This is a genomic window from Pseudomonas guariconensis (assembly GCF_015680235.1).
Classification (GTDB): Bacteria; Pseudomonadota; Gammaproteobacteria; order Pseudomonadales; family Pseudomonadaceae; genus Aquipseudomonas; species Aquipseudomonas guariconensis_A.
Map to the genome: position 1 here is coordinate 1 of NZ_JADLJL010000038.1, position 22212 is coordinate 22212.

The following is a 22212-nucleotide window of genomic DNA, read 5'->3' on the forward strand; positions in this document are numbered from 1 at the left end:
CAGCGCAGCCCGAAGGACTGGGATGTCTCTCATGGAACACGCGTAGCTAGTTGATTTGCGAGGCCCTGTGGGAGCGGGCTTGTCCCGCGATCGGGCCAGGCCCGATCTCCCCGGCGCCTGGCAAGGGCTTCGCCCTTGATCGCGGCGCAAGGCCGCTCCTACAGGGGATCAGCGCTAAACGGCGCCTGACCCTTCAGGATGGCGGCATAGCCTTCCTTGTAGCTCGGATACTGCGGCATCCACCCCAACGCCCGCGCCCGTGCGTTGCTGCAGCGTTTACTACCGGTGCGGCGTACCCGCTGCTCATCCGACCACTCGGTGACGCCCATGTGCTGGCGCAACCAGGCCACCACCTCGGCCAGGGGCGCCGGGTCGTCGTCCACGCCGATATAACAACCTTTCAGCGCCACGTCACGGGCATCGGCCTGCAGCAGGAAAGCCAGCAAGCCCGCCGCATCCTCGGCGTGGATACGATTGCCATACAGCGGTGGCTCCTCGGCGACCCGATACCCCTGACGCACCTGGCTCAGCAGCCATTCGCGCCCCGGGCCGTAGATACCGGTCAGACGTACGACGGTCGCAGGAAGACCACTGTCGACTGCCAACCGCTCGGCCTCCAGCATCACCCGCCCCGAATAGCCCTGCGGCTCGGTCTCGGCATCTTCATCGATCCACTGGCCATCAGCCTGCGCATACACGCTGCTACTGGAAACGAACAGAATCCGCCGCGGCCGCTGTTCGCGCTCGCCCAGCCAGCCCAGCACATGACGCAACCCCTCGACATAGGCCTGCTGGTAACCCGCCTCGTCGTGCTGGCTGGCCGCCACGCAATACACCAGGTAATCCGGCGACTGCGCCGGCCAGGCCACGGGAATCGTCGGCTCGGCCAGGTCGGCGGCGATCGGCCGAACGCCTGCCGGAAGGTGCTCGACCGAGCGCCGCAAGCCGCTGACCTGCCAACCCTGGGCAAGCAGCTGCCGCGCCAGGCGGCCACCTACATCACCACAGCCCACGATCAACACGGATGGTTCCGACATCTCCAAACTCCCAAGGCCAAAGGTTCAGGCTAGCCGGATTAATCGATGGGCGGCTAGACGTTGGTTAAAAAAGGCAACTTTATTACTTCTGCTAACAAGAATTACTTGCAATAATGGCGCCCTGTCTGTTCTCGGCCTGTCTCGAGGCCGTGGGGAACATCAATCTTTTTCTTCATCAGGTCCGGCCAGCATGACACGTACTCAACCCTCCGCTTCGCCAACCACATCGCGCGCCTGGCGCGCCATCGCCGCGCTGACCCTCAGCCTGGTGCTGGCCCCGGCAGCCATGGCCGATGAGCCTGTCGCCCCCGCCACCAACGCCCCGGCAGCCGCCGCAGCCCCCGCGGCTCCCGCGCAGGCCCCGGCAGCCGATGCCAAGGCGCCGGCCGACGCCGTCAATGCCAACGCCGCAGCCGCACCGGCCGACGCCCAGGCAGCAGGCGACGAGAATGTCCAGGCCCTGGCCGAAGACACTTCCCTGGGCATGGCCCATGACCTGTCCCCCTGGGGCATGTACAAGAACGCCGACGTGGTCGTCAAAGCCGTGATGATTGGCCTGGCCATCGCGTCGCTGATCACCTGGACCATCTGGATCGCCAAGGGCTTCGAGCTGATGGGTGCCAAGCGCCGCCTGCGTGGCGAGGTTGCCCTGCTGAAGAAGGCCGCCAGCCTCAAGGAAGCCAGCGATGCCGCCAACAAGCCAGGCACCCTGGCCCACACGCTGGTCCATGATGCCCTGGATGAAATGCGCCTGTCGGCCAACACCCGCGAGAAAGAAGGCATCAAGGAGCGCGTGAGCTTCCGCCTGGAGCGTCTGGTCGCCGCCAGCGGCCGCAACATGAGCAGCGGCACCGGCCTGCTCGCCACCATCGGTTCCACCGCCCCGTTCGTGGGCCTGTTCGGTACCGTCTGGGGCATCATGAACAGCTTCATCGGCATCGCCAAGACCCAGACCACCAACCTGGCCGTGGTCGCCCCCGGTATCGCCGAAGCCCTGTTGGCCACTGCCCTGGGCCTGGTCGCGGCGATTCCTGCCGTGGTCATCTACAACGTCTTCGCCCGCTCCATCGCCGGCTACAAGGCCCAGGTCTCCGACGCCTCGGCGCAGGTTCTGCTGCTGGTCAGCCGTGACCTGGACCACCAGGGCAGCGAGCGCGTCGCCCCACACGTGGTCAAAGTGGGGTAAGCCATGGGCCTGCATCTCAACGAAGGTGGCGACGACCTCGCCGAAAACCACGAAATCAACGTCACGCCTTTCATCGACGTGATGCTGGTGCTGCTGATCATTTTCATGGTCGCGGCACCGCTGGCCACCGTCGACATCAAGGTCGACCTGCCTGCCTCCAGCGCCAAGCCGGCGCCAAGGCCGGAAAAGCCGGTGTTCGTCAGCGTCAAGACCGACAAGAAGCTGTACGTCGGCGATGACGAGGTGGCCCAGCGCGACCAACTCGGTGCGATGCTCGACGCCAAGACCAAGGGCGACAAGGAAACCACCATCTTCTTCCAGGCCGACAAGGGTGTTGACTACGGCGACCTGATGGATGTGATGAACACCATGCGCGCGGCCGGCTACCTCAAGGTCGGCCTGGTCGGCCTCGAAACGGCAGCCAAGCAATGACGAACACACGGTCCAACCTGGCGCGCTACGGCGTCAGCCTGGCGATCGTGCTGGGCGTGCACGCCCTGGCGGTGCTGCTGACGCTGAACTGGTCGGTGCCCCAGGCCATCGAGCTGCCGCCGGCCGCCATGATGGTCGAGCTGGCGCCGCTTCCGGCACCGGCTCCACCGCCACCGCCCAAGGCCGCGCCCAAGCCTCCGGCCCCGGTCGAGGAGCCGCCGCTGCCCAAACTGGTAGAAGCGCCCAAGCCGAAGATCGCCATTCCCAAGCCGCCTAAGCCGAAGGCCAAGCCACAGCCGCCCAAGCCCGAGAAGAAGCCTGAGCCGCCCAAGGACCTGCCGCCGGCCAAGGAAGAAGTCGTCGATACGCCGCCAAGCAACACCCCACCGCAGAAGTCGGCGGCACCGGCACCGAGCGTCGCGGCCAACAGCAAAGCCCTGCCGACCTGGCAGAGCGACCTGCTGCGCCATCTGGCCAAATACAAGCGTTACCCGGAAGACGCACGCCGCCGTGGCCTGCAAGGTATCAACCGCTTGCGTTTCGTGGTCGATGCCGATGGCAAGGTGCTGTCGTTCGCCCTCGCTGGCGGTTCGGGCAGCGCGGCACTGGACCGGGCAACCCTGGAGATGATCCGCCGGGCCCAGCCCGTACCCAAGCCGCCGAAGGAACTGCTGAACAATGGCCAGATCGAGGTGGTAGCGCCGTTCGTCTACTCGCTGGATCGCCGCTGAGGCGTTTGCTTCTGTCACAAAACGGCAAGTCTGATAACGTGCGTCTATCGATTGCAGCCGCTATGCTGGGGCCGCAACTTCATGGACGCACGTTATGACCCTCACAGAATTACGCTACATCGTCACACTCGCCCAGGAGCAGCATTTCGGCCATGCCGCCGAGCGTTGCCATGTCAGCCAGCCGACCCTGTCGGTCGGGGTGAAGAAGCTCGAGGACGAGCTTGGCGTACTGATCTTCGAACGCAGCAAGAGCGCGGTGCGCCTGACCCCGGTCGGCGAAAGCATCGTCGCCCAGGCCCAGAAGGTCCTGGAACAGGCCCAGGGCATCCGCGAATTGGCCCAGGCCGGCAAGAACCAGCTGACCGCGCCCCTGAAGGTAGGTGCCATCTACACCGTCGGCCCCTATCTGTTCCCGCACCTCATCCCCCAGCTGCACCGGGTCGCCCCGCAGATGCCGCTGTACATCGAGGAAAACTTCACCCACGTACTGCGCGAGAAGCTGCGCAACGGCGAACTGGACGCAGTGATCATCGCCCTGCCGTTCAACGAGGCCGACGTGCTGACCCTGCCGCTGTACGACGAGCCCTTCTATGCGCTGATGCCGGCCGACCACCCTTGGACCGCCAAGAAGACCATCGACACGGCCATGCTCAACGACAAGAGCCTGTTGCTGCTTGGTGAAGGCCACTGCTTCCGCGACCAGGTGCTCGAGGCCTGCCCGACCATCAACAAGGGCGGCGAAGGCTCCAAGCACACCACGGTCGAGTCCAGCTCGCTGGAAACCATACGCCACATGGTCGCCTCGGGGCTGGGCGTGTCGATCCTGCCGTTGTCGGCTGTTCACAGCCATCATTATGCCCCCGGCGTGATCGAAGTGCGTCCATTGACCCCACCCTCGCCTTTCCGCACCGTGGCCATCGCCTGGCGTGCCAGCTTCCCGCGGCCGAAGGCCATCGAGATCCTCGCCGACTCGATCCGCCTCTGCTCGGTCGCCAAGCCGCCCGCGGACAAATCGGCCTGAGCCCATGACCGAGCTGTCGAACGTCCCGGTCACCGCCCTCAAGGGCGTGGGCGATGCCATGGCCGAAAAACTGGCCAAGGTTGGCCTGGAGAACCTCCAGGACCTACTGTTCCACCTGCCTCTGCGCTACCAGGACCGCACCCGCGTGGTGCCCATCGGTGCCTTGCGCCCAGGCCAGGACGCGGTGATCGAAGGCGTGGTCAGCGGTGCCGACGTGACCATGGGCAAGCGCCGCAGCCTGGTGGTGAGGCTGGGCGACGGTACTGGCGTGCTGAGCCTGCGCTTCTACCACTTCAGCAATGCCCAGAAGGAAGGCCTCAAGCGTGGCACCCACCTGCGCTGCTACGGCGAGGCCCGCCCCGGTGCGTCAGGGCTGGAGATCTACCACCCGGAATACCGCGCGCTCAATGGCAGCGAACCCGCACCACCGGTGGAACAGACCCTGACGCCGATCTACCCCACCACCGAAGGCCTGACCCAGCAACGCCTGCGCCTGCTCTGCCAGCAGAGCCTGGCCATGCTCGGCCCCCGTAGCCTGCCGGACTGGCTGCCTGCGGAACTGGCCCGGGACTACCAGCTGGCGCCGCTGGATGACGCCATCCGCTACCTGCACAACCCTCCGGCCGACGCCGACTTGGAAGAACTCGCCGAGGGCCAGCACTGGGCCCAGCACCGCCTGGCCTTCGAAGAGTTGCTGACCCACCAGCTTTCCCAGCAACGCCTGCGCGAAAGCCTGCGCACCCTGCGCGCCCCGGTGTTGCTCAAGGCCAGCCGCCTGCCGGCGCAGTACCTGGCCAACCTGGGCTTCAGCCCCACCGGCGCCCAGCAACGGGTCGCCAACGAGATCGCCTATGACCTCAGCCAGCATGAGCCGATGATGCGCCTGGTCCAGGGCGATGTCGGCGCCGGCAAGACCGTGGTCGCCGCCCTCGCCGCACTCCAGGCCCTGGAGGCCGGCTATCAGGTGGCGCTGATGGCGCCTACCGAGATCCTTGCCGAGCAGCATTACCTGACCTTCAAGCGCTGGCTCGAGCCCCTGGGCATCGAAGTGGCATGGCTGGCCGGCAAGCTCAAGGGCAAGGCCCGCGCCAGCGCGCTCGAGCAGATCGCCAGCGGCGTACCGATGGTGGTCGGCACCCATGCCCTGTTCCAGGAGGAAGTGAAGTTCCGTCACCTGGCCCTGGCGATCATCGACGAACAGCACCGTTTTGGCGTGCAACAGCGCCTGGCCCTGCGTCAGAAAGGCGTGGCCGGCCAGCTGTGCCCGCATCAGCTGATCATGACCGCCACACCGATCCCGCGCACGCTGGCCATGAGCGCCTACGCCGACCTGGACACCTCGGTACTCGACGAACTGCCGCCTGGCCGCACCCCGGTCAATACCGTGCTGGTGGCCGACAGCCGCCGCTTCGAGGTGGTCGAGCGGGTGCGCGCCGCCTGCGCCGAGGGGCGCCAGGCGTACTGGGTGTGTACCTTGATCGAAGAGTCCGAGGAACTGACCTGCCAGGCCGCCGAAAGCACCTTCGAGGAGCTCGGCAGCGCCCTGGGCGAGCTGCGTGTGGGCTTGATCCACGGGCGTATGAAGCCGGCAGAGAAAGCCGCGGTGATGGCCGAGTTCAAGGCCGGCAACCTCCAATTGCTGGTCGCTACCACGGTCATCGAGGTGGGAGTGGACGTGCCCAACGCCAGCCTGATGATCATCGAGAACCCCGAGCGCCTGGGCCTGGCCCAGTTGCACCAGCTGCGCGGTCGAGTGGGCCGGGGTAGCGCCGTCAGCCATTGCGTGCTGCTCTACCACCCGCCTTTGTCGCAGATCGGCCGCGAACGGCTGGGCATCATGCGCGAAACCAACGATGGGTTCGTGATCGCCGAGAAAGACCTGGAGTTGCGCGGTCCCGGGGAAATGCTGGGGACCCGCCAGACCGGCCTGCTGCAATTCAAGGTGGCCGACCTGATGCGCGACGCCGACCTGCTCCCGGCAGTGCGCGATGCCGCCCAGGCGCTGCTGGCACGCTGGCCGGACCACGTCAGCCCACTGCTCGATCGCTGGTTGCGCCATGGCCAACAGTACGGGCAGGTGTGACCCCCCTGGCCATCTGTTCTGCTCGCCTCCCTGGAGGAGCGGGCTTGCCCCGCGAAAAGGGCGCGAAGCGGCCCCGGGATCTTCGCCCTGCCAGAAATCTCGGGGCTGCCTTGCAGCCCTTTCGCGGCGCAAGGCCGCTCCTACAGGATCATGTGAAACCTTCGAGGCCCCAGTAGGAGCGCAGCCCCACAGGCTGGATGATTTCTTCCGATGACACAGAATGGATCCAGCTTCCGGTCCAGGCTGGTTATACTTCGCGTTTAAAGAAAACCGTGGACACAGACCATGACTGAAGTTGCCTTGGACACCGCAACCCCACACGCACCGTCTGTCATCCGGCTTTTGCTCGACAAGCTTGGCGTGCCCTACCGCGAAGTACCCGAGCATGCGCGGCTGCCGGCCAACGCACGTGTCCAGGCGATTCTCCTAGACGACGAGGTCGGCGCCCTGTTGGTGCTGTTCCCGCAGAACCAACTGCTGGACCTCAACCGCCTGGCCGAGCTGACCGGGCGCAAGCTGGTGGCCGTGCCGCTGGCGCGTCTGAAGCACATGCTCGACAAGCACGCCCTCAAGACCCTACCTGGGATCCCGGCGCTGACCAGCTACCCGTGCCTCTACGAAGCCAGCCTGTTGCAGGCCGACAACCTGCTGATCCAGTCCGGCGAGCGCGGCCTGTTGCTCGAAATCCCACGCGATGCCTTCAAGCGCATGCTGGCCAAGGCCAGCGCCGGCCACTTCGGGGAACAGATCGAGGACATTCGCCCGAACCTCGACCGCCCCGACGATGACTCCAAGGAAATCAGCCGCGCCGTCCAGGCCTTCACCGCCCGCCGTATCCAGCAACGCCTGGAGCAGACCATCGAGATCCCGCCGCTGGCCGACACAGCGCAGAAGATCATCAAGCTGCGCGTCGATCCCAATGCCAGCATCGACGACATCACCGGTGTGGTGGAAACCGACCCGGCCCTGGCGGCCCAGGTGGTCAGCTGGGCCGCATCGCCCTACTACGCGTCCCCGGGCAAGATCCGCTCGGTGGAGGATGCCATCGTCCGGGTGCTGGGCTTCGACCTGGTGATCAACCTGGCCCTGGGCCTGGCACTGGGTAAGACCTTGAGCCTGCCCAAAGACCATCCCCAGGAAGCCACGCCATACTGGCAACAGTCGATCTACACCGCCGCGGTGATCGAAGGCCTGACCCGCGCCATGCCACGGGCCGAACGCCCCGAGGCGGGCCTGACCTACCTGGCTGGCCTGCTGCACAACTTCGGCTACCTGTTGCTGGCCCACGTCTTCCCGCCGCACTTTTCGCTGATCTGTCGGCACCTTGAGGTCAACCCTCACCTGTGCCACACCTTCGTGGAACAGCACCTGCTGGGCATCAGCCGCGAACAGATCGGTGCCTGGCTGATGAAGCTATGGGACATGCCGGAAGAGCTCTCCACCGCGCTGCGCTTCCAGCACGACCCGAGCTATGACGGTGAATATGCAGCCTTCCCCAACCTGGTATGCCTGGCAGTACGCTTGCTACGTGCCCGTGGCATTGGCACGGGGCCCCAGGAAGAGATTCCGGATGCCTTGCTCGAACGCCTGAGCCTGACCCGGGAGAAGGCGGAAGAGGCGGTGAGCAAGGTGCTGGAAGCCGAGACGCTGTTGCGCGAGCTGGCGTCGCAGTTCCATGCGCCGCATTGAGCTGCGCAGGTAGGCCGGAACAGGCGCCCTATCAGGCTTTTTTCTTCGGCCTCAGGTATTTCATCAGCCCCTGGAACCAGATAACCAGCGCCGGGTTGCCCTTGATCTGGATGCTCTTGTCTTGGATCCCCTGCATGAAGGCCAGTTGCTTGTTGCCGGCCTGCAGGGTGGCGAAGCCGTAGGCCGCATCCTTGAAGGCGATGGCGAAGGCCGGCTGGGGATGCAGGCCGCCCTTGCTGCTGATGCGCTCGCCACTGACGATGAAATGCCGGCCCACCTTGCCATCGAGGGTCTGCATCTGGAAGACCAGGTCCTTGTCCCGCAATTGTTGCTGAAACGCCGGGTTGTTGCGGCTGGCCCGAGCCATCAGCATCCCCATGGCCCAGAGCAGGAAGCGAAACTTCATCGACACGCCTCGACTAAAAAGTGACTGAGCCGCGCAGTTTATCCTTTTATCGAACGTGAAATGCAACTCTGCTGTTTCCGGCTTTTTCCGTCGCCAAAAATGCACAACGGGCGCCCAGGGCGCCCGTTTGGATAACAGGGTTATCGAAACCCGATCACTTGCCTTTCTTTGCTGGCTTGGCAGGTTGGTTGACGCTGTCGCGCAGGTTCTTGCCAGGCTTGAAGGCGACGGTATTGCTGGCCTTGATCTTGACCGGTTGGCCGGTTTGCGGATTCTTGCCGGTACGAGCACCACGATGACGTTTTTCAAAGGTACCGAAACCGACCAGGGTGACGGTGTCCTTGTCCAGCGCACCGGTGATGCTGTCGAGGATCGCATTCAAGACCTGGTTGGCCTTTTCCTTGGTCAGATCGGCCTTTTCGGCGATAACAGCGGCGAGTTCTGGTTTACGCATAGTGAAGCCTCTTGGACGGGATTTCTTGTTGTTATTGCCGTGCTGCCGTGTAAAGCAGCGTTCAAGGCACCGCAGGCTCTAATCTGCGGCAGACGGGAGTGAGGATGGCACGCCCACCGAAGGCGCGCCAGTGTCTGGACGGCCATTGTCGCGCCAAGGACAGGCCATACCCGACAGAGCGCCCGCTATTTACGCCATCAAGGGTGGCAACTGCCGATTCAGCGCCAGCTTCTCCATCACCGCCGTGCCGGTCAGCGCATAACCCAGCAGCTTCCCGTCGCCAGCGTGGCAGAGCACCTTGAGGTCGGCGCCCTGCCCCTCCACATGCCAGACACCGTCATGGCCCGGCGGTGGCGGCGCAACCACCAGCGGGCAGGCCGGGGTCTTCACCGTCACCGGCATGGGCCCATAGGCCACGGCCGTGGGGTTGCCGGTCAGGGTCTGGGCCAGGGCACGCGCGCAGGTCATCAAGGGCATGACATAGAGCAGGTTGATACCATCGACCTCGGCGCAGTCGCCCAAGGCGAAGATATTGCCATGGGAGGTACGCAGCTGGCGGTCCACCACCACGCCGCGATTGACCTGCAGGCCAGCGGCGGCAGCCAGGTCGGTACGCGGTCGTAGGCCGATGGCCGACACCACCAGGTCGCAGGCGATCACGCTGCCGTCGGACAAGTGCGCCTCGAGGCCATCGCCGACGCGTTGCAGCTTGGTCAGTACGGGCCCCAGATGAAAGCGCACGCCCAAGCGCTCCAGGCCAGCCTGCACGGCGCCGGCCGCGGCGGGATGCAACAGGGTCGGCATCACCTGCTCGCAAGGCGCGACCACATCGATTTCGTAGCCGCCCAGGCTCATGTCGTTGGCGAACTCGCAACCGATCAGGCCAGCCCCGAGGATCAGCACGCGGCGCTTGCCTGCCGCTGCGGCACGAAAGCGCGCGTAGTCCTCCAGGTCATTGATGGGAAACACCAGGTCGCCGCCATCGCCTTCGATCGGTACCTGCACGGTCTGGGCGCCCCAGGCGAGGACCAGGTCGCGGTACTCGACCGCTTCCTCGCCGATCCACAAGCGCTTGTGCCCCGGGTCGATGCCGCTGATGCGGGTATGCGTGCGGATCTCGGCCTTGAGCTGCTCGGCCATCGCACCCGGTTCGGCCATGCACAGGCCGTCGGCATCCTTGTGCTTGGCAAAGCCCGTGGAGAGCATGGGCTTGGAGTAGGAGCGACCGTCGTCGGCGGTGATCAGCAGCAGCGGCGTCTGCGCGTCGAGCTTGCGAAACTCGCGGGCCAGGTTGTAGCCGGCAAGGCCGGTACCAATGATCACCACAGGGGACGTCATGTCGTGCTTCCTCTCGTTCAATGGATTGCGATCAGCCGATGGCGATCATTTCGAAGTCGCTCTTGCCGACACCGCAGTCGGGGCACAGCCAGTCTTCCGGCACATCTTCCCAACGGGTGCCCGGGGCGATGCCGTCGTCCGGCCAGCCCTCGGCTTCGTCGTAGATCAGGCCGCAGACAATACATTGCCACTTTTTCATGGGGTTGGTTTTCCTCGTTTCTATAGGCTGACTATTCGTAGGAACGGCCTCATGCCGCGAAAGGGCTGCCTTGCAGCCCTTTCGCGGCACAAGGCCGCTCCTACAGAGGCCGCCATTATGCAAGGAGTCGGGGCAATCATGCTAAGCTCGCGGCCTCTCTGGCTGTAACAAGCATATCGACGTGTCGTACGAATCCCCGCAAGCAGCCGCTGTCGCGTGGCTGCCGTATTCACGGCTGGCAACCGATGTCGACCAGCCGACTCTTGGCTGGCTGTTCGATGAAGGCTCGCTGACCCGCCGCCTGATCCACCTGTCCCAAGACCACTTCGCGGTCGACCCGCTGTTCGAAGGCTGGCAGACGCTGCGTGCCGACGAATGCCAGGCACTGGGCCTCGCGCCGGGCGCCGAAGGGTGGGTGCGCGAGGTGTACCTGCGTGGCCATGGCCAACCTTGGGTATTCGCCCGCAGCGTGGCCGGCCGCAGCGCCCTGGAGCGGGGCGGCCTGGACCTGGAGACGCTGGGCAGCCGCTCGTTGGGCGAGCTGTTGTTCTGCGACCAGGCGTTCGTCCGCCACCCTATCGAAGTCTGCCGTTATCCACAGGGTTGGTTGCCGCCCGCGGTGGCCGACGATGGTTTGTGGGGGCGGCGTTCGCGCTTCGAACGTGACAACCTCGACGTGCTGGTGGCCGAGGTGTTCCTGCCAGAGCTGTGGCGCGTGGCCAAGGAGGAAAGCCGCTGATGTACCTGCATTTGCTCAGGTCGTTCAACCGCCTGCACCCTCGGGCCTGGGACTTCATCCAGCTCAGCCGCATGGATCGCCCGATCGGCATCTATCTGCTGCTGTGGCCGACCCTGTCGGCGGTATGGATCGCCGGCAACGGCTCGCCGACCTTGGCCAACGTGCTGATCTTCGGCCTGGGCGTGGTACTGATGCGCGCCGCCGGCTGCTGCATCAACGATTTTGCCGACCGCAAGGTGGACGGCCACGTCAAGCGCACCGCCGACCGGCCGCTGGCCAGTGGCCGGGTGAAGCCTCGCGAGGCACTGATGCTGTTCGCCATCCTGGTCGGGGTCAGCTTCCTGCTGGTGCTGTGCACCAATGCCAGGACCGTGTGGCTGTCGTTCGGCGCGGTGGCCCTGGCGTTCTGCTACCCGTTCATGAAGCGCTACACCTATTACCCCCAGGTAGTGCTGGGCGCCGCTTATTCCTGGGGCATTCCCATGGCCTTCACTGCCGCGGGTGGCGAGCTGCCGGCCAGTGCCTGGCTGCTGTATATCGCCAACCTGCTATGGACCGTGGGTTACGACACCTACTACGCCATGGTGGACCGCGACGACGACCTGAAGATCGGCGTGAAATCCACGGCGATCCTGTTCGGCGAGGCCGACCGGACGATCATCCTGACGCTGCAGATGCTCTCGCTGGGCTGCCTGCTGCTGGCTGGCAGCCATTTCGACATGGGCGGCTGGTTCCACCTGGGCTTGCTGGCGGCAGCGGCGTGCTTTGCCTGGGAGTACTGGTCGACGCGCAGGCTGGACCGGGAGTCGTGCTTCAAGGCGTTCCTGCATAACCACTGGGCGGGGATGCTGATCTTCATCGGCGTGGTGCTGGATTACGCGTTGCGCTGAAGATCGTAGGGGGCTGCGCTGCAGCCCAATCGCTGGCATGCCGGCTCCCACAGGTACGGCGGCATCATTGAAGGCAGCGCAGGACCGGTGGCAGCCGGCTTGCCGGCGATTGCGCCCAAAGCCTCAAGGCTTGGCGATATGCCAGACGTCCTTCACACCATCACCGGTCTTGTCCCCGGCCTTCTTGTCCTTGATGAATGTGTACAGAGGCTTGCCGTCGTAGGCCCACTGCTTGGCCCCGTCGTCACGGGTGACCTGGGTCCATTTGTCCTTGGCGGCTTCGTCGTCGGGCTTGACCAGCAGCGGCGGCCAGTTCTTGGCGCATTCGCCGTTGCACATGGACTTGCCGTCGGCGTCCTTGTCGAACGTGTAGAGGGTCATGCCGGCATGATCGACCCACATGCCATCCTTCTCCGTCGCATGGTGGGCCGACGCCACCCCCGGTAGCGCCAGCGCAGCGAAAAGGGCCATCCAGCTCAGCGTATGTCGTGTCATTGGAATCACCATCGTTTCGGGGGAATGGGGCTGAAACACCGCCTCGGCGGCCCCTTCAAGCCTAGTCCAGTCATGGAATGTCGCCATAAACGCCAATGTCCTGTCACACAGCTGCAATAATTCCGTTATCTAATGCGGGCCAGACACAGTTCCCGGGAGAGGTATCAAGCATGGTTGGCAGAAACATTCTGATCGTCGACGACGAAGCGCCCATTCGCGAGATGATCGCCGTTGCATTGGAAATGGCCGGCTATGACTGCCTGGAAGCGGAAAACTCCCAGCAGGCCCACGCCATCATCGTCGACCGCAAGCCGGACCTGATCCTGCTCGACTGGATGCTGCCCGGCACCTCGGGCATCGAACTGGCGCGGCGCCTGAAGCGTGATGAGCTGACCGGCGATATCCCGATCATCATGCTCACCGCCAAAGGCGAAGAGGACAACAAGATCCAGGGCCTGGAAGTCGGCGCCGACGACTACATCACCAAGCCATTCTCGCCACGCGAGCTGGTAGCCCGGCTCAAGGCCGTGCTGCGCCGCACCGGCCCGAGCGACAGCGAAGCGCCGATCGAAGTCGGCGGCCTGCTGCTCGACCCGATCAGCCACCGTGTGACCATCGACGGCAAGCCGGCCGAGATGGGCCCCACCGAATACCGCCTGCTGCAGTTCTTCATGACCCACCAGGAACGCGCCTACACCCGCGGCCAACTGCTCGACCAGGTCTGGGGCGGCAATGTCTATGTCGAGGAACGCACGGTCGACGTGCACATCCGTCGCCTGCGCAAGGCGTTGGGTGAAGCCTACGAAAATCTGGTACAAACCGTCCGGGGCACCGGCTACCGCTTCTCGACCAAGAGCTGATCCAGCCCGAAGCCACGCCGCAAGCCGCTGTACAAGGACCGTCAATTGAACCAGAACTGGCACGCGACCCTGATTCGCCACATGCTGCTGCTGATCACCGTCTGCCTGATCGGCGGGCTGGTCAGCGGCTACTACGGGTGGAGCCTGGCCATCGGCCTTGCGCTCTACCTGGGCTGGACCCTCAAGCAACTGCTGCGCCTGCACGACTGGCTGCGTAACCACCAGCCCGATGAAGCTCCGCCCGATGGCTACGGCCTGTGGGGCGAGGTGTTCGACAGCATCTACCACCTGCAACGCCGCGATCAGCGCGTGCGTGGGCGTCTGCAGGCAGTGATCGACCGGGTCCAGGAGTCCACCGCAGCCCTGCGCGATGCGGTGATCATGCTCGACAGCGAAGGCAACCTTGAGTGGTGGAACCGCGCCGCCGAGACCTTGCTGGGCTTCAAGACTCCGCAGGACGGGGGCCAGCCGGTCACCAACCTGGTGCGCCACCCGCGCTTCAAGGAGTACTTCGAGGCCGAAAACTACGTCGAGCCACTGGAAATCCCGTCGCCGATCAACGATCACCTGCGCGTGCAGCTGCACATCACCCGATACGGCAATAACGAGCACCTGATGCTGGTGCGCGATGTCACCCGTATCCATCAGCTCGAACAGATGCGCAAGGACTTCGTCGCCAACGTCTCCCACGAACTGCGCACGCCGTTGACGGTGATCACCGGCTACCTGGAAACCTTGCTCGACAACGTCGAGGACGTGAACCCTCGCTGGAGCCGGGCATTGCAGCAGATGAGCCAGCAGGGCTCGCGCATGCAGACGCTGCTCAACGACCTGTTGCTGCTGGCCAAGCTCGAGGCCACCGATTACCCCTCGGACAACCAGCCGGTTGCGGTCGATACCCTGTTGCAGTCGATCACCAGCGATGCCCAGGCGCTCTCCGGCCCGCGCAACCAGCGCATCACGCTGGACGCGGCGCCAGGCGTACGTTTGAAGGGCAGCGAGTCGGAACTGCGCAGTGCCTTTTCCAACCTGGTGTTCAACGCGGTGAAGTACACCCAGGACGAAGGCACCATACGGGTCCGCTGGTGGGCCGACGACCAAGGCGCCCACCTGTCCGTGCAGGACTCGGGGATCGGCATCGATGCCAAGCACTTGCCGCGCCTGACCGAGCGTTTCTACCGGGTCGACTCCAGCCGCGCCTCCAACACCGGCGGCACCGGGCTGGGCCTGGCCATCGTCAAGCACGTTCTGCTGCGCCATCGTGCGCGCCTGGAGATCAGCAGCGTGCCGGGGCATGGCAGTACCTTCACCTGTCATTTCGCGCCGGCGCAACTGGCCAACCGTAAATCGTGAGCGGGGCTGCTTCGCAGTCCAATCGCCGGCAAGCCGGCCACACATGTCTTATTCGCTCCCTGTGGCCGGCTTGCCGGCGATTGGGCCGCAAAGCAGCCTAACAAGACCACTACCCTTTGCTTTTGCAGCTTCAGCCGCTACATTGGATCCCCTGTGCCAGCCAACGCTGGCACTTTTTTTCTCACCCTTACAAAGACGGACCCCGTAAAAACTCCATCATGGACCCTTCCCCTGGTTTTAGCTTCATCTCCCTCTTTGCCGACTTCGGCATGATTCTCTTCGCCTTCCTCCTGGTGCTGCTCAACGGCTTCTTCGTGGCCGCCGAGTTCGCCATGGTCAAGCTGCGCGCCACCCGCGTCGAGTCCATCGCCGAACTGCATGGCTGGCGGGGCAGCATCCTGCGCAAGGTCCACAACCAGCTTGACGCCTACCTGTCGGCCTGCCAGCTGGGCATCACCCTGGCCTCCCTGGGCCTGGGCTGGGTCGGCGAGCCGGCCTTCGCCCACCTGCTCGAGCCGGTGCTGGCCGCCGTAGGCGTCGACACGCCGGAGCTGGTCAAGGCGATCTCCTTCTTCGTCGCCTTCTTCGTGATCTCCTACCTGCATATCGTGGTCGGCGAACTGGCGCCCAAGTCGTGGGCGATCCGCAAGCCCGAACTGCTGTCGCTGTGGACGGCCGTGCCGCTGTACCTGTTCTACTGGCTCATGTACCCGGCCATCTACCTGCTCAACGCGAGCGCCAATACCATCCTGCGCATCGCCGGCCAGGGCGAGCCCGGCCCGCACCATGAACACCACTACAGCCGCGAAGAGCTCAAGCTGATCCTGCACTCCAGCCGTGGCCAGGACCCGAGCGACCAGGGCATGCGCGTGCTGGCCTCGGCCGTGGAGATGGGCGAGCTGGAAGTGGTCGACTGGGCCAACTCCCGCGAGGACATGGTCAGCATCGATGCCCATGCCCCGCTCAAGCAAATCCTGGCACTGGTGCGCCGCCACAAGTTCAGCCGCTACCCAGTCTACGATGCCGAGCGCGAGGAGTTCACCGGCCTGCTGCACATCAAGGACCTGCTGCTGGAGTTGGCCGAACTCGACCATCTACCCGAGACCATCGACCTCGAAGAGCTGGCCCGCCCCTTGGAGCGGGTGTCCCGACACATGCCGCTGGCCCAGTTGCTGGAGCAGTTCCGCAAGGGCGGCGCGCACTTCGTGCTGGTCGAGGAAGCCGACGGCAAGGTGATCGGCTACCTGACCATGGAAGACGTGCTGGAAGTGCTGGTAGGCGACATCCAGGACGAACACCGCAAAACCGAGCGCGGCATCCTCGCCTACCAGCCAGGCAAGCTGTTGGTGCGTGGCGACACGCCGCTGTTCAAGGTCGAGCGCCTGCTGGGCGTTGACCTGGACCACATCGAGGCCGAAACCCTGGCAGGGCTGGTGTACGAAACGCTCAAGCGCGTACCCGAGGAAGAGGAAGTGCTGGAAGTCGAAGGCCTGCGCATCATCATCAAGAAAATGAAAGGCCCGAAAATCGTCCTGGCCAAGGTGCTCAAGCTCGATTGAGCGCTCCGTCCCACAGGGTATGTGCACCACTGAACCCTGTGGGAGCAGCTCGGGCAGTACGAATCAAGGGTTCCCTGCAGTGAAATCCGGCAAACCACCCAGCGGCCGATTGAACCGGTAGGGAATCGACTCCAGCGCCAACCCCACATTGCGCTGCACCACGAAATGCAGGTGCGGCCCGGTGCTGTTGCCGGTGTTTCCCGACTTGGCCAGCAGCGCGCCCTGGGCCACCCGCTGCCCTTCGCTGACCACCACCGACCCACGCATCAGGTGCAAATACACGCCCATGGTGCCGTCCGGGTGCAGAACTCTGACGAAATTGCCCGCTGGGTTGTTGCCGCGACCGCGCTGGCTGTTCTCCACCTTCACCACCACGCCTTCGCGCGCCGCGACGATCGGCGTGCCTTCGGGCATGGCGACGTCCATCGCATAGCGCCCCTTGGGCCCGAAGTGGCTGAAGCGCCCGTTGGGCCCTTGGGTCAAGCGGAACGGGCCACCGCGCCAGGGGAATGGATAGCGGAAGGCTTGGGGCCGCTTGCTCGGGTCGCCCAGGGCATGGCGGAATTTCGTCTCGTATCGCAGCCGCCCGCCTGGCACCGCAGTCAACATGGTGAGCACCTGGGTCGAACGCGGCGCCACCACACGCCGGATGACCCGTGGCGCGTTACCGCCCTGGGCATCGGCCAGGCGATACAGGCGAAGCTCGACCTCCACCGGGGCGAACAGCTCGTTGCGCGCGAAGAAGCGGGTGCCACCGGCAACCTCCACGGCGCGCAAGCGTATCTGGCTGTCCAGGCGCTCGACCATGGGTTCGCGCAGCACGAACGGCCTGGCACCAGGCAGCGGGTTTTCGGAGTAGGAGACCACGCCAAAGGCATCGGTGGTCTTGTAGAGGGTCATGCCCAGGCTCGACGCCGAGGCCGTGAGCAAGGCACAGAACAGCAGCAGGCGGGCGGCGGGCATGATAGTGGCTTTTTGATAGTTGTTATGAACCGAAGCCTAGCAGCCACTTTCAGACGGGGTGTTGCAGTTGGTCGGGAATTGGTCGGTTGTCTGATTGCGGGAGAGGTCGGACCGCCCCAGCGCCGCTCCTACAAGAGGATCAGCGCTAGCCGCTTGTTCTCTGCGCAACGCAGGCCTGACGATAGATCAGGCGCCGGGGGTGAAGTGCTTCTGGGCGGTGCCACGGGCGATCAGCCGCGACAGGTAGTCGAGCTTCTGCGCATCCTGGTCGACGAACTTGAAGGTCAGTTGCAGCCAGTCGCTGTCCGGCTTGGGCTCCAGGGCCGCCACGGCATGCAGGTAGCCGTTGAGGCGTGCCACCTCGGCATTCTCGCCCTGCTCCAGGTCCAGCACTGCACCTTCGAGCACCTGCGGCAAGGTCGTGCCACGGCGCACCACCAGCAATGCTTCCTTGAGGCTCAAGGCCTTGATCACACAGGCCTGGGTACCGCTGGAAAGCCGCAGCTGGCCCTGGCCACGCCCGCTCTGGGCCGCCGCCGCCGCGCTCTTGGGGGCCGGTGCGTTGATCAGCGGCTTGTTGGGGGCCACGGCAGCCGCCACAGGCGCCTTGACCGTTTCGGCTCGCCCACCGGTGAGTGCACTCAACGAATCATTGGCGAACGCCGAGTTGATACGTGCCGGCGCGCTGTTCACCAGGCCTTCGAGCTTGCCGAGCTTGGTCAGGGCCTTCTTTACCTTGGTCAGCAGCTGCTCGTTGGTGAATGGTTTGCCCACGAAATCGGAGACGCCGGCCTGGATAGCCTGGATCACGTTCTCCTTGTCGCCACGGCTGGTCACCATGATGAACTGCAGGTCCTTGAGCTCGGCCTGCTGGCGGCACCAGGTGAGCAACTCAAGGCCGGACATTTCCGGCATTTCCCAGTCGCACAAGACCAGGTCGAAACGCTCCTTGCCCAGCAGGGTCATGGCCTTGCGACCATTGACCGCGTCCTCGATGGCGATGCCTGGGAAGGCATTGCGCAGACACTTCCTCACCAGGTCGCGAATGAACGGCGCATCATCCACGACCAGCACGTTGACCTTACTCATCGATACTCCTCTTGAACCCCGACTAGCTTACCGCCGACTGATGGCCATTTGCCAAACCATTGGTCACGCCGGGACTTCTCTCATCGTTCGCGGGTGCCTGCCGGCTGCCCGACCGCAAACGAAAACGCCCGGCCTAAGCCGGGCGTCGATGCTCGGGAGCAACCTTACTTATCGTCCGATTGCGCCGGAACATTAGCGATTTCGGCGTCGTCCGCCGTTTCGCCTTGCACTTCGGCCTTCATACGCTTGAGGCCCATGTGGCGTACGTCGGTGCCGCGCACCAGGTAGATCACCAGCTCGGAAATGTTGCGCGCGTGGTCGCCGATGCGCTCCAGCGAACGCAGGGCCCAGATCACGCTCAGTACGCGGGAGATCGAACGTGGGTCTTCCATCATGTAGGTGACCAGCTCGCGCAGTGCGGTCTTGTATTCACGGTCGATGGTCTTGTCGTACTGGGCCACCGACAGCGCAAGGTCGGCATCGAAGCGGGCGAAGGCGTCCAGGGCATCACGCACCATGTTGCGCACCTGGTCGCCGATGTGGCGCACCTCGACGTAACCGCGGGGCGATTCACCTTCCTCGCACAACTGGATGGCGCGGCGGGCGATCTTGGTGGATTCGTCGCCGATGCGCTCCAGGTCGATCACCGACTTGGAGATGCTGATGATCAAGCGCAGGTCGGAGGCCGCCGGCTGGCGACGGGCGAGGATGCGCACGCATTCCTCGTCGATGTTGCGCTCCATCTGGTTGATCTGTTCGTCGACTTCACGGACCTGCTGAGCCAGGCCCGAATCGGCCTCGATCAGTGCGGTGACCGCGTCGTTGACCTGCTTCTCGACCAGGCCGCCCATCGCCAGAAGGTGGCTACGCACCTCTTCGAGCTCGGCGTTGAACTGCTGGGAGATGTGATGGGTGAGGCTCTCTTTGTTGATCATCGTTTCGCTCCGCGAAGAAGCTGCAAGCTTCAAGAAATTCGTATCGTTCCCTGGCGGCACCTGTGGGAGCGGGCTTGCCCAGCGATTGCGATCGACCGCTCGGCATGGCTGCCCGCCCAGGCTCAATCGCGGGACAAGCCCGCTCCCACAGGGTGGGGATTAACCGTAACGACCAGTGATGTAGTCTTCGGTCTGCTTCTTCGCCGGGTTGGTGAACAGGGTATCGGTATCACCGAATTCGACCAGTTTGCCCATATACATGAACGCGGTGTAGTCCGAGACGCGCGCCGCCTGCTGCATGTTATGGGTCACGATGACGATGGTGTACTTGGACTTGAGCTCGTAGATCAGCTCCTCGACCTTCAGGGTCGAGATCGGGTCCAGAGCCGAGCACGGCTCGTCGAGCAGCAGGACTTCCGGCTCCACGGCGATGGTGCGGGCGATGACCAGACGCTGCTGCTGGCCGCCGGACAGGCCCAGGGCCGAATCGTGCAACCGGTCCTTGACCTCGTCCCACAGCGCGGCGCCCTTCAGGGCCCATTCGACGGCCTCGTCGAGCACGCGCTTCTTGTTGATGCCCTGGATACGCAGGCCGTAGACCACGTTTTCATAGATGGTCTTGGGGAACGGGTTGGGCTTCTGGAACACCATGCCGACCCGGCGGCGCAGCTCGGCCACGTCCTCGCCCTTGCGGTAGATGTTGTGGCCGTACAGGTTGATGGCGCCTTCCACGCGGCAACCGTCGACCAGGTCGTTCATGCGGTTGAAGGTGCGCAGCAGGGTCGACTTGCCGCAGCCGGACGGGCCGATGAAGGCGGTCACGCGCTGCTTGGGAATGTTCATCTGCACGTCGAACAGGGCTTGCTTGTCACCGTAGAACAGGGACAGGCCGGGTACTTCGATGGCCACGGTTTCTTCGGCCAGGCGCAGGCTCTGCTTGTCGCGGCCCAGGGCGGACATGTCGATGCCGTGGGCGTGGGATTCTTGCTGCATGGTCAACTCCATACGCTATCAATTCGTTTCAAAGGGCCGCCCGGCTTACGGGCGGCACGCTTGCAATCAGGATCAGCTGTCGAGGGCCTTGTACTTCTCGCGCAGGTGGTTACGGATCCACACCGCCGAGAGGTTGAGGGTGGCGATCACCAGCACCAGCAGCAACGCGGTGGCATACACCAGCGGTCGCGCGGCCTCGACGTTGGGGCTCTGGAAGCCGACGTCGTAGATGTGGAAGCCCAGGTGCATGATCTTCTGGTCCAGGTGCAGGTACGGGTAGTTGCCGTCCACCGGCAACGACGGCGCCAGCTTCACCACACCCACCAGCATCAGCGGTGCCACTTCGCCCGCGGCACGGGCCACGGCGAGGATCATGCCGGTCATCATGGCCGGGCTTGCCATCGGCAGGACGATCTTCCACAGGGTCTCGGCCTTGGTCGCGCCAAGGGCCAGGGAGCCTTCGCGCACGGTACGCGGGATCCGCGCCAGGCCTTCCTCGGTGGCCACGATCACCACCGGCACGGCCAGCAGCGCCAGGGTCAGCGAGGCCCACAGCAGGCCTGGGGTACCCAGGGTCGGGGCCGGCAGCGCCTCGGGGAAGAACAGCCGGTCGATCGAGCCGCCCAGCACGTAGACGAAGAAGCCCAGGCCGAACACGCCGTAGACGATCGCCGGTACACCGGCGAGGTTGTTCACCGCGATGCGGATCAGGCGCGTCACCGGGCCCTGCTTGGCATATTCGCGCAGGTATACCGCCGCCAGTACGCCGAACGGGGTGACGATCACGGCCATGATCAGGGTCATCATCACGGTGCCGAAGATGGCCGGGAAGATACCGCCCTCGGTGTTGGCTTCACGCGGGTCGTCGCTGAGGAATTCCCAGACTTTGCTGAAGTACACGCCCATCTTGGTCATGGCCGACATGCCGTTGGGCTGGTACGCGTGGACCACCTTGCTCAGGTTGATCTCCACTTCGCGACCGTTGCCGTCACGGGCCACCAGGCTGTCGCGGGAGAACGCCTGGTGCAGGCCGGTCAGGCGCTCTTCGATGGCCTTGTAGCGGTTGTTCAGCTCGGCGCGGTCGGCCTCGATATCGGCCTGGGCCGCGGCGTCCAGCTTGCCATCGAGCTCCAGCTTGCGGGTCTGCAAGCGCAGGCGCTCCAGGCCATGGTTGATGGCGCCGATGTCCTTCTTCTCGAGGGTCTGCAGTTCGGAAGCCAACTGGTCGGCACGCTTGAGGCGCGCCTGTAGCTCGGCCCAGGCACCTGCGCCTTCGGCGACCACGCGGCCTTCTTCCTTGACGCTCACCAGATAGCCGTAGAAGTTGCCCCACTCGCGGCGCTCCAGGGCGATCAAGTCGGCAGGCTTCTGCTGATCGACCAGCCACTCGCCGACCAGCCAGGTGAAGTCGCTGCCGTTGAGGTCGCGGTTGCCGACCTTGACCAGCTCGCGCGTCATGAACTCCGGGCCTTCGTCCGGCACCGGCAGGCCGGCACCCTTGAGGCGGGCGCGTGGCACTTCTTCCTTCTGCACCACTTCGCCGATGATCACATGGTCACCCTGACCCGGCACCTTGTAGGTGGCCTGGATCAGGTCGGCCGGCCAGAAGTGGCCCAGGCCACGGACGGCGATCACGGCAAGCAGGCCGACGGTCATGATCACCGCCATGGCGACCGCGCCACCGCTGATCCAGACGCCGGGGGCGCCGCTCTTGAACCAGCCTTTGAGGGAATCCTTTTTCACGGATCTCTACCTTTCTA

The 22212-nt window shown here is 64.5% G+C and carries 22 protein-coding genes; 11 read left to right on the forward strand and 11 right to left on the reverse strand.

The features are described from left to right. Positions 1-158: 158 nt before the first annotated feature. Positions 159-1037: an SDR family oxidoreductase gene (locus tag IRZ56_RS19970; protein ID WP_196146527.1), complete on the reverse strand. Its 879-nt coding sequence runs from the start codon at positions 1035-1037 to the stop codon at positions 159-161. A 190-nt stretch (positions 1038-1227) separates the two neighbouring features. Between IRZ56_RS19970 and exbB the strand changes: the two genes are divergently transcribed. The 6 genes from exbB to IRZ56_RS20000 all read left to right on the forward strand — a co-directional run bounded on the left by exbB (position 1228) and on the right by IRZ56_RS20000 (position 8179). Then, a complete protein-coding gene (gene exbB, locus IRZ56_RS19975; protein WP_196146528.1) occupies positions 1228-2223 on the forward strand; it encodes a tonB-system energizer ExbB in 996 nt (331 codons plus the stop codon). Between the two features lie 3 nt (positions 2224-2226). After that, positions 2227-2655: a TonB system transport protein ExbD gene (exbD, locus tag IRZ56_RS19980; RefSeq protein ID WP_196146529.1), complete on the forward strand. Its 429-nt coding sequence runs from the start codon at positions 2227-2229 to the stop codon at positions 2653-2655. After that, complete coding sequence (locus tag IRZ56_RS19985; RefSeq protein WP_196146530.1) at positions 2652-3386, forward strand: energy transducer TonB; 735 nt, start codon at positions 2652-2654, stop codon at positions 3384-3386. Before exbD ends, IRZ56_RS19985 begins: the two co-directional genes overlap by 4 nt. Positions 3387-3480: 94 nt before the next feature. Next, positions 3481-4407 (forward strand): hydrogen peroxide-inducible genes activator, encoded by a 927-nt coding sequence (locus tag IRZ56_RS19990; protein WP_084855326.1) that lies wholly within the window; start codon positions 3481-3483, stop codon positions 4405-4407. A gap of 4 nt (positions 4408-4411) precedes the next feature. Continuing rightward, positions 4412-6490: an ATP-dependent DNA helicase RecG gene (gene recG, locus IRZ56_RS19995; RefSeq protein WP_196146531.1), complete on the forward strand. Its 2079-nt coding sequence runs from the start codon at positions 4412-4414 to the stop codon at positions 6488-6490. Between the two features lie 285 nt (positions 6491-6775). Beyond that, a complete protein-coding gene (locus tag IRZ56_RS20000; RefSeq protein ID WP_196146532.1) occupies positions 6776-8179 on the forward strand; it encodes an aminoacyl-tRNA deacylase and HDOD domain-containing protein in 1404 nt (467 codons plus the stop codon). A 31-nt stretch (positions 8180-8210) separates the two neighbouring features. Here the strand turns inward: IRZ56_RS20000 and IRZ56_RS20005 are convergent, their stop codons facing one another. The 4 genes from IRZ56_RS20005 to IRZ56_RS20020 all read right to left on the reverse strand — a co-directional run bounded on the left by IRZ56_RS20005 (position 8211) and on the right by IRZ56_RS20020 (position 10576). Next, positions 8211-8585, reverse strand: coding sequence for a helicase (locus IRZ56_RS20005; protein ID WP_196146533.1), 375 nt, complete (start codon positions 8583-8585; stop codon positions 8211-8213). 154 nt (positions 8586-8739) lie between these two features. Further along, positions 8740-9039: an HU family DNA-binding protein gene (locus IRZ56_RS20010; RefSeq protein WP_043209915.1), complete on the reverse strand. Its 300-nt coding sequence runs from the start codon at positions 9037-9039 to the stop codon at positions 8740-8742. Between the two features lie 189 nt (positions 9040-9228). After that, entirely contained in the window at positions 9229-10377 is a 1149-nt protein-coding gene (locus tag IRZ56_RS20015; protein WP_196146534.1) for an NAD(P)/FAD-dependent oxidoreductase, read from the reverse strand. Between the two features lie 31 nt (positions 10378-10408). Then, complete coding sequence (locus IRZ56_RS20020) at positions 10409-10576, reverse strand: rubredoxin (RefSeq protein WP_011536423.1); 168 nt, start codon at positions 10574-10576, stop codon at positions 10409-10411. Positions 10577-10757: 181 nt separating this feature from the next. Here IRZ56_RS20020 and IRZ56_RS20025 point away from each other — a divergent pair, with 181 nt between their 5' ends. Together IRZ56_RS20025 and ubiA are read left to right on the forward strand one after the other, a co-directional pair. After that, the gene (locus IRZ56_RS20025; RefSeq protein WP_196146535.1) at positions 10758-11315 is read left to right on the forward strand and encodes a chorismate--pyruvate lyase family protein; all 558 of its coding nucleotides are present in this window, start codon (positions 10758-10760) and stop codon (positions 11313-11315) included. After that, positions 11315-12205: a 4-hydroxybenzoate octaprenyltransferase gene (gene ubiA / locus IRZ56_RS20030; protein WP_196146536.1), complete on the forward strand. Its 891-nt coding sequence runs from the start codon at positions 11315-11317 to the stop codon at positions 12203-12205. Before IRZ56_RS20025 ends, ubiA begins: the two co-directional genes overlap by 1 nt. Positions 12206-12328: 123 nt before the next feature. Here ubiA and IRZ56_RS20035 read toward each other — a convergent pair whose 3' ends face one another. Then, entirely contained in the window at positions 12329-12700 is a 372-nt protein-coding gene (locus tag IRZ56_RS20035) for a hypothetical protein (protein WP_196146537.1), read from the reverse strand. 170 nt (positions 12701-12870) lie between these two features. On the opposite strand from IRZ56_RS20035, the gene phoB reads away from it, so the two are divergent. From phoB to IRZ56_RS20050, 3 genes are all read left to right on the forward strand, one after another. Continuing rightward, positions 12871-13560, forward strand: a complete 690-nt coding sequence (phoB, locus tag IRZ56_RS20040) for a phosphate regulon transcriptional regulator PhoB (RefSeq protein WP_003253341.1) — start codon at positions 12871-12873, stop codon at positions 13558-13560. 81 nt (positions 13561-13641) lie between these two features. Further along, positions 13642-14913: a phosphate regulon sensor histidine kinase PhoR gene (phoR, locus tag IRZ56_RS20045; protein ID WP_230386147.1), complete on the forward strand. Its 1272-nt coding sequence runs from the start codon at positions 13642-13644 to the stop codon at positions 14911-14913. A 218-nt stretch (positions 14914-15131) separates the two neighbouring features. After that, positions 15132-16472 (forward strand): hemolysin family protein, encoded by a 1341-nt coding sequence (locus tag IRZ56_RS20050; protein ID WP_196146539.1) that lies wholly within the window; start codon positions 15132-15134, stop codon positions 16470-16472. Between the two features lie 63 nt (positions 16473-16535). On the opposite strand, the gene IRZ56_RS20055 is transcribed toward IRZ56_RS20050, so the two are convergent. The 5 genes from IRZ56_RS20055 to pstA all read right to left on the reverse strand — a co-directional run bounded on the left by IRZ56_RS20055 (position 16536) and on the right by pstA (position 22195). Next, the gene (locus IRZ56_RS20055) at positions 16536-17435 is read right to left on the reverse strand and encodes a peptidoglycan DD-metalloendopeptidase family protein (RefSeq protein ID WP_196146540.1); all 900 of its coding nucleotides are present in this window, start codon (positions 17433-17435) and stop codon (positions 16536-16538) included. 186 nt (positions 17436-17621) lie between these two features. After that, on the reverse strand, positions 17622-18524 hold the full coding sequence (locus IRZ56_RS20060; protein WP_196146541.1) for a response regulator: 903 nt from the start codon (positions 18522-18524) through the stop codon (positions 17622-17624). A 164-nt stretch (positions 18525-18688) separates the two neighbouring features. After that, on the reverse strand, positions 18689-19459 hold the full coding sequence (gene phoU, locus IRZ56_RS20065) for a phosphate signaling complex protein PhoU (RefSeq protein WP_196146542.1): 771 nt from the start codon (positions 19457-19459) through the stop codon (positions 18689-18691). Positions 19460-19618: 159 nt separating this feature from the next. Next, positions 19619-20452 carry a phosphate ABC transporter ATP-binding protein PstB gene (pstB, locus tag IRZ56_RS20070; RefSeq protein WP_084855420.1) on the reverse strand — a complete coding sequence of 278 codons (834 nt, stop codon included), beginning with the start codon at positions 20450-20452 and terminating at the stop codon, positions 19619-19621. A gap of 72 nt (positions 20453-20524) precedes the next feature. Beyond that, positions 20525-22195, reverse strand: coding sequence for a phosphate ABC transporter permease PstA (gene pstA / locus IRZ56_RS20075; RefSeq protein WP_196146543.1), 1671 nt, complete (start codon positions 22193-22195; stop codon positions 20525-20527). Positions 22196-22212: the final 17 nt, after the last annotated feature.

What these genes read in the sequence shown, in the direction of transcription:
- IRZ56_RS19970 (WP_196146527.1), bottom strand. Translation starts at nt 1,037, where the DNA reads ATGTCGGAACCATCCGTGTTGATCGTGGGCTGTGGTGATGTAGGTGGC.
- exbB (WP_196146528.1), top strand. Translation starts at nt 1,228, where the DNA reads ATGACACGTACTCAACCCTCCGCTTCGCCAACCACATCGCGCGCCTGG.
- exbD (WP_196146529.1), top strand. Translation starts at nt 2,227, where the DNA reads ATGGGCCTGCATCTCAACGAAGGTGGCGACGACCTCGCCGAAAACCAC.
- IRZ56_RS19985 (WP_196146530.1), top strand. Translation starts at nt 2,652, where the DNA reads ATGACGAACACACGGTCCAACCTGGCGCGCTACGGCGTCAGCCTGGCG.
- IRZ56_RS19990 (WP_084855326.1), top strand. Translation starts at nt 3,481, where the DNA reads ATGACCCTCACAGAATTACGCTACATCGTCACACTCGCCCAGGAGCAG.
- recG (WP_196146531.1), top strand. Translation starts at nt 4,412, where the DNA reads ATGACCGAGCTGTCGAACGTCCCGGTCACCGCCCTCAAGGGCGTGGGC.
- IRZ56_RS20000 (WP_196146532.1), top strand. Translation starts at nt 6,776, where the DNA reads ATGACTGAAGTTGCCTTGGACACCGCAACCCCACACGCACCGTCTGTC.
- IRZ56_RS20005 (WP_196146533.1), bottom strand. Translation starts at nt 8,585, where the DNA reads ATGAAGTTTCGCTTCCTGCTCTGGGCCATGGGGATGCTGATGGCTCGG.
- IRZ56_RS20010 (WP_043209915.1), bottom strand. Translation starts at nt 9,039, where the DNA reads ATGCGTAAACCAGAACTCGCCGCTGTTATCGCCGAAAAGGCCGATCTG.
- IRZ56_RS20015 (WP_196146534.1), bottom strand. Translation starts at nt 10,377, where the DNA reads ATGACGTCCCCTGTGGTGATCATTGGTACCGGCCTTGCCGGCTACAAC.
- IRZ56_RS20020 (WP_011536423.1), bottom strand. Translation starts at nt 10,576, where the DNA reads ATGAAAAAGTGGCAATGTATTGTCTGCGGCCTGATCTACGACGAAGCC.
- ubiA (WP_196146536.1), top strand. Translation starts at nt 11,315, where the DNA reads ATGTACCTGCATTTGCTCAGGTCGTTCAACCGCCTGCACCCTCGGGCC.
- IRZ56_RS20035 (WP_196146537.1), bottom strand. Translation starts at nt 12,700, where the DNA reads ATGACACGACATACGCTGAGCTGGATGGCCCTTTTCGCTGCGCTGGCG.
- phoB (WP_003253341.1), top strand. Translation starts at nt 12,871, where the DNA reads ATGGTTGGCAGAAACATTCTGATCGTCGACGACGAAGCGCCCATTCGC.
- phoR (WP_230386147.1), top strand. Translation starts at nt 13,642, where the DNA reads ATGCTGCTGCTGATCACCGTCTGCCTGATCGGCGGGCTGGTCAGCGGC.
- IRZ56_RS20050 (WP_196146539.1), top strand. Translation starts at nt 15,132, where the DNA reads ATGGACCCTTCCCCTGGTTTTAGCTTCATCTCCCTCTTTGCCGACTTC.
- IRZ56_RS20055 (WP_196146540.1), bottom strand. Translation starts at nt 17,435, where the DNA reads ATGCCCGCCGCCCGCCTGCTGCTGTTCTGTGCCTTGCTCACGGCCTCG.
- IRZ56_RS20060 (WP_196146541.1), bottom strand. Translation starts at nt 18,524, where the DNA reads ATGAGTAAGGTCAACGTGCTGGTCGTGGATGATGCGCCGTTCATTCGC.
- phoU (WP_196146542.1), bottom strand. Translation starts at nt 19,459, where the DNA reads ATGATCAACAAAGAGAGCCTCACCCATCACATCTCCCAGCAGTTCAAC.
- pstB (WP_084855420.1), bottom strand. Translation starts at nt 20,452, where the DNA reads ATGCAGCAAGAATCCCACGCCCACGGCATCGACATGTCCGCCCTGGGC.